Below are 10,625 nucleotides of genomic sequence, written 5' to 3'. Positions count from 1 at the left end.
CCTGCGCCACAGTCAATCTCGATGAAAACCTCCAACTCGGTACCGTATTTCTGAGCCGCTGCCGACAGGTCGGCCACGTTGTCAATATCGTCAACGCAGACAATGATGCGTGAGCCGAGTTTTGGCAGACGGGCCAGTCGGTCGATCTTGGCGGGGTCGCGCACCTGATTGCTAACAAGAATATCCTTAATGCCGCCTCGGGCAAAAACCTCAGCCTCGGACACTTTCTGACAGCAAACGCCAACCGCGCCGCCCAGTTCCTCTTGCAGTTTGGCAACATCCACCGATTTGTGCATCTTGCCGTGCACCCTGTGTCGCATGCCATGCGCCTTGGCATAGTCGCCCATTTTTTTGATATTCCGCTCCAATGCATCCAAGTCGAGGATCAGGCATGGGGTCTGAATTTCGCTTTCATCCATGCCAATGGTGGCTGGGATGTCAAAGCCAACTTCCAGATCGTCGATGTTTGCCGGTTTGTTCATTGGTCTTCCTCCTTACCCTTTGACCCAGGGCAGTTTGTCCAGATCCACGTTGCCACCGGTGACGATGACGCCGATGCGCTTGCCTCGGAACGTGCTGGGGTTCTTCAAAATCGTTGCGAGCGGTACGGCCGAAGACGGCTCGATCACCACACGCAGGTATTTCCAAGTCAACTTCATCGCATCAATGATCTCCTGATCGGATGCAGTGAAGATATCGGTCACGTAGTTGGACACGAAATGCCAGGTGTTCTCTTTGAGTGGCACCAGCAGCCCATCTGCCACCGTTTTGGGCGCATCGTCGGCAATGATGTGCCCGGCCTTGAACGAACGGTAAGCGTCGTCAGCCTGTTCCGGTTCCGCCGCATAAATTGCAGTTTCAGGAGCAAGGCTCGAAACGGTCAGACAAGTGCCTGATACCATGCCTCCGCCACCGATGGGGGCGACTACTGCGTCGAGCCCGTCGGTTTGTTCCAGCAGTTCCGCCGAACAAGTGGCCTGTCCCGCGATCACGCGCGGATCGTTATAAGGGTGAACAAATTCGCCACCCGTCCGCGCCTGAACCTCGGCAAAGGTGGCCTCACGCGATGAGGTTGAAGGTTCGCATTCGGTGATGGTTCCCCCATAGCGTCGCACCGCATCCTTTTTGGCCTGTGGCGCGGTGCGAGGCATGACGACGTTGCACGGAATGCCCCGGCGGCCTGCGGCATATGAGAGCGACAGGGCATGGTTCCCCGAGGAATGAGTGCAAACCCCCTTCACCGCCATCTTGTCGGAAAGCCCAAAGACCGCGTTGCAGGCACCGCGCACTTTGAATGCCCCGGCCTCCTGCAAATTCTCGCATTTGAAGAACACCTGCGCGCCGGTCAGGTCGTTCAGATAATCCGAGGTCAAGACCGGTGTGCGTCGGATATGTGGTTTTATACTTTCATGCGCCTCGCGCATGTGGTCGATCGTCAAATCTGCCGCTGAAGTGTAGTCGAGCATACGGTCCTCCTCACGCTGCGGCTTTGGTCGGTGTCTGGCGGCTGGTGCGATAGTAATCCTGCGCTGCCGCGACCCCGCTGCCCAGTTCAATCGGATAGTTCAGGTCAGCCATGGCCATTTCGATGGTGGCTAGACCAGACAGAACCAGCACATCGGTCAGACTGCCCAAGTGTCCGATACGGAATGCCCTACCGTTCATTTCGCCCAGGCCGATGCCGAAGGATACACCATATGCGCTGAATGCGTGATCCGTGAGAGCGTTGCTGTCGAAACCCTCGGGTACAAAAATCGCGCTAACGGTATCGGAATAGAGGTCTGGGGATTGAGCAACCAGTTTGAGACCCCAGGCATCAACTGCACGGCGCACGCCTTCGGCCAACCGGTGATGGCGGGCATAGACGTTGTCCAGACCTTCCTCGAACAGCATCTTAAGGCTTTCGCGCATGCCGTAAATCAGTTGCAGAGGTGGGGTGTAGGGAAACCCGCCCGAGGCATTGGCTATCATCATGTCACGGAAATCAAAGAATGTGCGCGGCAGTTTGGCGGATTTCATTGCCTCCAGCGCCTTGGGGCTGACGCAGAGGATCGCCATGCCGGTGGCCAGCATGAACCCCTTTTGCGAGCCGGAAACAGCGATATCCACGCCCCAGCGATCAAACTGGAAATCAACCGAGGCCAACGAGCTGACACAATCGACGAACAGCATGGCTGGATGATCAGCGGTGTCCATCGCGCGGCGCACCGCGCCTATGTCTGAAAGGACACCAGTGGCAGTTTCGTTATGTGTCGTCAGGACTGCCTTGATCTGATGCTCCTTGTCAGCAGACAGGATTTCCTGGAATTTGTCTGCAGGCGCGCCACTCCCCCACGGGCAATCGATGACCTGGACGTCAAGACCGTGGCGCTGGCACAGATCGATCCAGCGGTGGCTGAACATTCCATAGCGTGCCACAAGAATCCTATCGCCGGGGCTAAGCGTATTGGAAACCGCCGCTTCCCATCCGCCGGTGCCACTGGCGGGAAAGGTGATGACTTGGCCTTTGGTAGTGGCAAAGACCTTCTTGGTATCTTCTAGAACGGGTGCGAAAGTGTCTACGAAATCAGGCGCGCGGTGATCCCGTGTCTGGGCCTGCATCGCAAGGCGCAGGCGATCCGGGATGTTGGTCGGGCCGGGAATGAAGACGGGGTTTTGATCGGACATGGCGGTAACCTCCATTGCTTGCTGCAAGCATGGCTGGTTGTTTTTTGCTTTTCAATTTTTTTGAAAAATATTTCCGAAATATGAATGAAAATATTAAGACACTTATATAAAACGCAAAATTATTTTTCAGTGAAAGATATCCCACGCTTTTGGAAAATGTTTTCTTTGCCTTTTCACGGCCCGATCTGGCAAAGTGGTGGCAGGAGGACTGGACCATGACGATCCAGAAGCGACCGCGCGGGCGGCCGAAATCACCATTCTCGGACAGCAATGTCGCCACTTTGCAATCATTGGATCGCGCACTCGGTTTGTTGGTGGCCTTAGCGAAAGCAGGGCGGGCAACGCTGACAGATTTGTCTCTTGGAATGAAAATCCCGGCTGCAACTACCCATCGAATTCTGACGACATTGCAAAAAAACGATTTTGTGTCTTTTGACGAAACTACGCAGGAGTGGATGATAGGTATCGAAGCCTATCGCACTGGGTCAGTCTATCTGCATCGCACCAGTTTGACCGAAATCGGGCAACCGGTCATGCGGGCGTTAATGGAGAAGACCGGCGAAACGGCCAATCTGGCGGTCCCGGACGGAGCGCAGGTCGTGTTCATTGATCAGGTTGAGACGCGCAACCCGATTCGGGCATTCTTTCCGCCAGGGACCCGCACGGCCATGCATGCGTCCGGAACAGGCAAGGCCATTTTGGCAATGCTGACGGAAAACGAGGTTAAACACCTTCTCAAAGACGTTGGTCTGACGGCTTTTACCAAACACACACGCTCAAGCTCGGAGGAACTCTTCAGGGATCTGGCGGAAACAAGAATGCGTGGCTGGTCGTTTGATGCGGAAGAGCGCTATGATGGCATGTCCTGCATTGGCAGTGCGATTTTGGACGAATCCGGGCAACCCTGCGCCGGGATTTCCATATCTGGCCCAAGCAGTCGTTTTTCCGTTGAAACGGTTGCAATGTTCGGCAACGCGGTTTCTGAGGCGGCGGCCGAAATCACGCAAAAACTGGGAGGTGCACCTAAGCCGCAAGCAAAGTAGAACCCCCAAAGACTTTCTCCGGGGGTTTTGTCTTCTTATTGTCCGCCAATGATGGCGTTCAGTGTCGCTGATGGGCGCATGACGGCCGCAGTTTTCGCAGGGTCAGTGTGGTAGTAACCGCCCAGATCGGCTGCCTTGCCTTGGGCCGCTGCAAACTCCGACAGGATTGCATCCTCATTGTTTGCCAACTCTATAGCGATCGGAGCGAATTCGGTGGCCAGGTCGGCATCGTCATCTTGTTCAGCCAGTGCTTCGGCCCAGTAGCGGGCGAACCAATAGTGGCTGTCACGGTTATCTGGTTGACCAACCTTGCGGCTCGGTGACTTGTTGTTGTCCAGGATGCCTTGGGTCGCATCTTCGGCCGCACGGCCCAGAACACCAGCTTTGGCATTGCCTTTAACATCCGCGAGGAAGTTTAGCGATTCACCCAATGCACAGAACTCACCCATCGAGTCCCAGCGCAGGTGATTTTCCTCAACCAACTGCTGCACGTGTTTCGGAGCCGATCCGCCAGCACCGGTCTCGAACAGGCCGCCACCATTCATCAGTTTGACGATCGAAAGCATCTTTGCTGAAGTGCCCAATTCCAAGATTGGGAAAAGGTCGGTCAAGTAGTCACGCAGCACGTTGCCAGTGATAGCGATACTGTCTTCGCCCTCGGTGATTGTCTCAAGCGACTGCCTGGTGGCTTCGCGTGGGGCCATGATCAGGAAGTTGTCAGCAACGCCCGCTGCCTCAAGGGCTGGTTTGACATAGTCAATCAGTTGCGCGTCATGGGCGCGGTTGGCGTCCAGCCAGAAGATTGCTTCGGACCCGGTCAATCGCTGACGGTCCATCGCAAGTTGAATCCAGTTTTCGATCGGTGCTTTCTTGACGGTGCAGGCACGCCAGATATCACCGGCCTCGACCTGGTGCGAGTGCAGGACTTCGCCATTTGCCAGGACAATACGGATAATGCCGTCTGCCTGCGCCTCGAATGTGGTCGGGTGGGAGCCATATTCCTCGGCCTTCTGCGCCATCAGGCCAACGTTTGCCACGGCGCCTGCAGTTGCCGGGTTCAATGCGCCGTTTTCTTTGAAGAACTTGATCGTCTCGTCATAGATCGAAGCATAACAGTTGTCAGGGATTATGCAGTTGGTGTCACCCTTGGCTCCGGTCTGGTCCCACCCCTTTCCGCCTGCACGGATCACGGCAGGCATCGACGCATCGACGATCACATCGCTGGGTACATGCAGGTTGGTGATGCCTTTGTCGCTGTCGACCATGTACATCGACGGGCGCTCCGACTTGAGGGCTTCGATCGCGGCCATGATATCGGCATTGCCCTTGACGCGTTCCAGCAGGTCACCCATGCCGGAATTCGGGTTCACACCTAGCAACTTCATTTCATCGCCGAACTGTTCGAATACGGGATTCAGCCACGCTTTGACCGCATGTCCAAAGATGATTGGGTCCGAGACCTTCATCATTGTCGCCTTCAAGTGCAGCGAGAACATGGTGCCGTCCACCTTGGTGTCCTCGATGGCTTCCGCAAGAAAGGCGTCAAGCGCCTTAGCAGACATGAAGGTCGCGTCGGCGACCGTGCCTTCTTCCAGCTTCCAACCGTCTTTCAGAACAGTGACCGAGCCATCGTTGTCGACGAACTCGATCTTGGCATCACCTGCCTGAGCGGCTGTGATGGTTGCTGATTTCTCATTGGCATAAAAATCGTCGCCGGGCATCGAGCTGACTTTGGTCTTGCTGTCTTTGGACCATTCGCCCATCGAATGCGGGTTCTTTTGAGCATAGTTCTTGACCGCCTTTGCTGCGCGGCGATCGCTGTTTCCTTCCCGCAAGACCGGATTCACGGCTGAACCCTTGATGGCATCGTATCGGGCACGAGTCTCTTTTTCCTCAACTGTCTTGGGATTTTCGGGATAGTTGGGGATGTTATACCCCTGTCCCTGAAGCTCGGTGATTGCCGCCACTAACTGCGGCACCGAGGCGGAGATGTTTGGCAGTTTGATCACGTTGGCGTCGCGGGTCTTGACCAAATCACCCAATGCCGCAAGATCGTCGGTTTGGCGCTGCCCGTCGGTCAGGTTTTCGGGGAATGCTGAAATGATGCGTCCCGCAAGGGAAATATCCTTGGTTCCGACGCTCACGCCTGCGGCCGAAGCGAACTTTCGAATGATCGGCAGGAAGGATGCGCTCGCCAGTTCCGGCGCTTCGTCTACAATGGTATACAATATGTCGAAGTTCGATTTATCTGCCATATTACTTTACCTTTTTTGCCTTTCTGGGCGTGGGATCCAAGAGTGTGAGGCCACCCGCGTGGTGACGAAAGCGGAGCGGATTGATTGACCCGACCCTGCAGAGACACTGTTTTGACAAGCTTCCCTTACATCCCTATGCGTTTGGGATCAATCGGTCAGAGATGCGCATTTTGCCCCACTTGATGCAATTCCTCGCGACTGTTTGTTTCTCTGCAATCGTGAGACGGTTGAGCGCCAGTGTTCAGCGAAAAACTGGAGAGCAAGTTTTGATGGTAGCGACACTTGGCCGGAGATTGTCTTGAGAAGGCATTTTTCGGGGATGAGACCGAAATGCCGAATTTTGAATTATAGGAAATGACTCTGGACACCTTGCGCGCTCTTTCGATCGCATGGCTGCTGCGCGTGCGCGAATAGACCATGTCGCCGATTCGCGAGAAGTTCTTAGGTAATCAGGATAAGTGGAACACGAAATGGCGCAATTTGCGAATGCCAGAAAGCTTGAGCAGTCGACGATCCCGCATGAGGTATGTCTAATTCCACCCTGCCTGCCGTGTATACTGTGCGCAATGGAAAGGCCCGAGCAGAACACCCGTCGCCCAAACCTCAATAACGGGCGCTGTACATTAGTCTCTTTCTCAAAGACCAGGAGACAGCTCCTGCTGGACAGCTTGGCCACGACAAGCACCAACCATCGGCCGTTCAAACCCAATTCGGTGCACGCAGGCTCGAACAATTTCCGGATTTGCTGAACGAACTTTGAAAATTCAGGATCTGAAAGGGTGACTTACCTTGTTCATTTGATCGAACTCAATCCCGCATCGAGCGCGGACAGTATCGTCTCGACATCTTCAGCGGTTATGATGAGCGGAGGTGAAAGAATGATGTTGCAACCCGAGACACGGATCATTGCGCCTGCTTGATAAGTCGCTTTCTGAACTTTGACAGGGACATCTTTTGAAACGGGCGATTTTACCGTTCGATCCGATACCAGTTCCAAAGCGCACATCAGGCCTTCGCCGCCGCGCACATCGCCAATCAATGCGTGTTTTTCCTTGAGTTTTTGCAAGCCACCGAACAATTCGGCCCCCCTGGTTGCAGCGTTTTCCCACACCCGCAACCTTCGAACTTCGGCCAGCGACGCCAGTGCGGCTGCCGCACCGACGGGGTGACCTGAGTATGTGTAGCCCGAGTCAACGGAGGCCATGCCACTGACATCTGTTTCAAAAACTGATGAAACCTCATCCGAAACCATGACTGCCCCGAACGGAAAATATCCGTTGGTGATCGCTTTGGCGGTTGTCATGAAATCCGGCTTTACACCCCAATGACGAGACCCGCTTTCGTCGCCTGTTCGGCCGAAGGCGGTAATGACTTCGTCGGCGATCAGCAAGATCCCATGATTGTTACAAATTTCACGAACTTTCGGCATGAAGCTCTTGTGTGGGGGGATTACGCCACCAGCGCCGAGTATCGGCTCCATGATAAACGCTGCGATCGTATTTGCATCCTGAAACGCGATTTCAGCCTCGATAGCTTGCAAGCACAGTTGCGCGAGTCGCTCGGGGTCGGATTCATTGAATGGGTTCCGATAGGCATATGGTGCGGGAATGTGGAAGCAACCAGGCAGCATCGGTTCATAGGCATTGCGGAACTTACCGTTCCCGTTGACGCTTGCGCCACCGAAATGGGTTCCATGATAGCCGTATTTCAGGCTGAGAAACTTTGTGCGCCCAGCTTCGCCTCTGATCCGGTGGTATTGACGGGCGAGTTTCAACGCAATTTCGACCGAGTCAGACCCGCCGGACGTATAGAAAGCACGCGTTAATCCGTCCGTCGAGAAGAATTCAGCCAATTCATAAGATAGCTCAATCGCTTTGTCATTGGTGGTGCCTCGAAAGCATGAATAGTATGGCAGGTCGCACAGTTGCTGGGCGATGGCTTCTTTTACTGGCTCGCAAGAGTAGCCCAAATTAACGTTCCAAAGGCCTCCGACCGCGTCGATAGTCTTGTGCCCCTCGACATCAACAATGTGAACCCCTTCTCCGCCGGTCAGGATGGTAGGTGGGTTGGTTTGAGCATCTGCAGGATGAGTCATCGGTTGCCAAAAATGGCGACCGTTATTTTCCATCAGAAAGTTCGAATCTTTCATTGGCTTGAACTCCGGATCATGAATAAGACGAGAGGAACTCTCAAAAACGAACTTTGCGATTGAGGTTCGGCTTCGTTCAGTGAGTTGAGTTTGGATAGTCATGCGGGGCACGCCCCCCGAGGGCGGATGTTATTTCTTCCGCCGCACGTTCCAGTGATATCAGACATTTGGCTTCGAGTTCCGGTGTGGCACGAGAAGTTGGAATAGCCGCCGCAACCGCGCCAACAGCCATTTGATTGCCGTCGAACAGAGGGCGGGCAATTCCTTTGACGCTTTCTTCGAATGACCCTTCGGCGACCGCATACCCACGGTCGCGGATAGTAGAAATCATTGCGGCAAGATCGCAGCGATTGGTGACTGTTTTGTTCGTTACCTTGTGTAGATCGTGGGTCAGGAGGTGCTCCAAAAGGCGTTTGTTGCCAAAGGCAGTTACAACCAAACCCGATGCCGTTGCGTGCAGGGGCAGGATTTCGGAAGGATCCACTACTACACGTACCGAGTGGCTTTGAGTTTCTTCAATTGCAACTGTGTTCAGGTGGAATCTGTCCAGCAGAGACATATGAACGGTTTCTCCAGTTGCTCCTACACACTCCCGTAGGATTGGGCGAGCAATGGATCGGGTGGGAAAAGCCATTTCCCTTTGATTGGCGAGCCTCAGAACCGTACTGCCGAGACGATAGAGCTTGGTGTCCGATTTCTGCTCGAGTAAGCCGAATTCACACAACTCACCAAGAAGACGCAACGCAGTCGCCTTATTCAGGCCGGACATGCGCGTAACTTGCGACAGCCCCAGTTCAGGGTGTTGTGTCGAAAAAAGGTCCAACAAGGACAATGCCTTCAGTGTCGTTCCCACCTTTTAAGCCCTGCTGCTACGTCTCATCTCGACATCAAGCTTGACACAAAGAAGTTAATATAGCAATCTTATTTTTGAAATAACGGTTCAAATAATGAGCCAACTTGGGAGGAAATCTTATGGTCAAACTAACTGCTTTCGCAGGCGCTTTTGTGTTGACGGCAAGTGCGGTTTTCGCAGAGTACCCGGAAAAACCTGTGTCGTTTGTGGTGCCGTGGCCTCCAGGTGATCTGGAGGACGTATTGACCCGGTTGATCGCGGATGAGTTCCAGTCGATGTACGGCGTTCCGGCTGCTGTAGTGAACAAGCCCGGTGGTGGTGGCGGGCCGTTTCCCGGGGCGGTGGAGGTCGCGACCGCGCCTGCGGATGGCTATACTGTGGGTTCGTTCGTGGTGGGCGTTCCGGTCATCGGGCCGGAAATAGGCATTCCTGAACTTTCTCCGAACCCATTTGAGCCACTGGGAATATTCATGACCTATCCATTCGTGGTGGCCGCATCTGGAGATGCCCCGTATTCGAGTTGGGAGGAGCTTGTTGCCCATGGCAAGGATAACGAAGTGGCACTGGGTCATTTCGGGACGTTCCTGCCGCCCACCAAGATCACTATGGCTGCAGCCATCGAAAGTGGGTTTGACTTTGCAAGTGAAGCCGCATTCGACGAACTGAACTGCAACACACTCGCTTCAGGCGATGTGGATGTCATCAACACGACGCTGCAGCAGATCATGCCGTGCAAGGATGATCTGCACATTCTGGCAAGTATCGGCAGTCAGCGTATCGCAATCACACCTGACACCCCAACCGTTACCGAGCTGGTACCCGGTCTGACCTTGTCATTGTGGAACGGGCTTTTCGTTCACAAAGACGTGCCTCAGGAGGCGCGCGACAAGATTGCTGCAGCAGCGCAGAAGGCGTTGCAGTCCGAGCAAGCTCAGAGCCTGATAAATGAAACTGGTGTTCTGATCTATTGGCAGGATGCGGCCGAATCCACGGAGCAGATCGAATCTGACAAAGCCATGTTCGGCAAGGTCGCTGAAATTCTTGGGGAATAAAGCTCGTTGACTTCAATGCCCCCGGATGGACCGGGGGCATGACTCGCAGGGAGGAAGGTCAATGCTTGTAAGAACGCTGCAGGATTTGTTCAAACGCTATCGCCGGCCAGGTGACATTGTATTTGCAATCTTTTTTCTCGCTTTCTCGTTTTTTCTTCTGACGCAGCTTGGAGAGCAAACCAAGCTAGTCAAAAGAACCAAATGGTTTGCACAACCTTCGTTGTGGCCAACCATCGCCGTTTACGGAATGGTTTTGTTCGGTGCGCTTCATTGCCTGAGTTCAGCCCTGTCCCCCCGAATTCCCGGTCGTTGGCGCGAAGTACTTTTCTGGCTGAGGTCGCTGGAATTTGTTGCCTATTTCCTCATCTATGTGTTGGTGGTCCCTTACCTTGGATACCTGCCGTCGACAGTTCTCTTCGCGCTGTTTCTAGCTGTTCGTTGTGGGTTCACGAGTTTTGCCTCCTTGGCTGCATCTGCCGCCTTCGGAGTCAGCGTAGCAATTTTGTTTCGCGCTTTCTTGCAGGTCAAAATCCCGGCGGGCCAGATATATGAGTACCTCCCTGATTCATTGCGGGCGTTTGCCCTGACTTACTTATGAGGCCATCC

General features: G+C 54.2%; 9 protein-coding genes. 3 read left to right on the top strand and 6 right to left on the bottom strand.

What is annotated here, in order from left to right:
• The 3 genes from AC2FNB_RS11840 to bhcA form a co-directional block, all read right to left on the bottom strand.
• Window positions 1–482 (bottom strand): alanine racemase (locus AC2FNB_RS11840; RefSeq protein ID WP_496746512.1); only part of this gene is annotated, 482 nt, incomplete at its 3' end.
• A gap of 12 nt (window positions 483–494) precedes the next feature.
• A complete protein-coding gene (bhcB, locus tag AC2FNB_RS11835) occupies window positions 495–1,466 on the bottom strand; it encodes a beta-hydroxyaspartate dehydratase BhcB (RefSeq protein WP_496746510.1) in 972 nt (323 codons plus the stop codon).
• Between the two features lie 10 nt (window positions 1,467–1,476).
• Window positions 1,477–2,667 (bottom strand): L-aspartate--glyoxylate aminotransferase BhcA, encoded by a 1,191-nt coding sequence (gene bhcA / locus AC2FNB_RS11830; protein ID WP_496746508.1) that lies wholly within the window; start codon window positions 2,665–2,667, stop codon window positions 1,477–1,479.
• A gap of 281 nt (window positions 2,668–2,948) precedes the next feature.
• On the opposite strand from bhcA, the gene AC2FNB_RS11825 reads away from it, so the two are divergent.
• Window positions 2,949–3,710 carry an IclR family transcriptional regulator gene (locus AC2FNB_RS11825; protein ID WP_496746507.1) on the top strand — a complete coding sequence of 254 codons (762 nt, stop codon included), beginning with the start codon at window positions 2,949–2,951 and terminating at the stop codon, window positions 3,708–3,710.
• 35 nt (window positions 3,711–3,745) lie between these two features.
• Here the strand turns inward: AC2FNB_RS11825 and AC2FNB_RS11820 are convergent, their stop codons facing one another.
• The 3 genes from AC2FNB_RS11820 to AC2FNB_RS11810 form a co-directional block, all read right to left on the bottom strand.
• Window positions 3,746–5,965: an NADP-dependent isocitrate dehydrogenase gene (locus tag AC2FNB_RS11820; protein ID WP_496746506.1), complete on the bottom strand. Its 2,220-nt coding sequence runs from the start codon at window positions 5,963–5,965 to the stop codon at window positions 3,746–3,748.
• Window positions 5,966–6,758: 793 nt separating this feature from the next.
• Window positions 6,759–8,114 (bottom strand): aminotransferase class III-fold pyridoxal phosphate-dependent enzyme, encoded by a 1,356-nt coding sequence (locus tag AC2FNB_RS11815; RefSeq protein WP_496746504.1) that lies wholly within the window; start codon window positions 8,112–8,114, stop codon window positions 6,759–6,761.
• A 76-nt stretch (window positions 8,115–8,190) separates the two neighbouring features.
• Entirely contained in the window at window positions 8,191–8,967 is a 777-nt protein-coding gene (locus AC2FNB_RS11810) for an IclR family transcriptional regulator (protein WP_496746502.1), read from the bottom strand.
• 119 nt (window positions 8,968–9,086) lie between these two features.
• Here AC2FNB_RS11810 and AC2FNB_RS11805 point away from each other — a divergent pair, with 119 nt between their 5' ends.
• Window positions 9,087–10,019, top strand: a complete 933-nt coding sequence (locus tag AC2FNB_RS11805) for a tripartite tricarboxylate transporter substrate binding protein (RefSeq protein ID WP_480750781.1) — start codon at window positions 9,087–9,089, stop codon at window positions 10,017–10,019.
• Between the two features lie 61 nt (window positions 10,020–10,080).
• Complete coding sequence (locus AC2FNB_RS11800; RefSeq protein ID WP_496746499.1) at window positions 10,081–10,617, top strand: tripartite tricarboxylate transporter TctB family protein; 537 nt, start codon at window positions 10,081–10,083, stop codon at window positions 10,615–10,617.
• The last annotated feature ends 8 nt before the right edge of the window (window positions 10,618–10,625 follow it).

This window comes from Ruegeria sp. BHSB058 (assembly GCF_059613285.1).
This window is presented reverse-complemented; position numbering and strand designations above follow the sequence as displayed.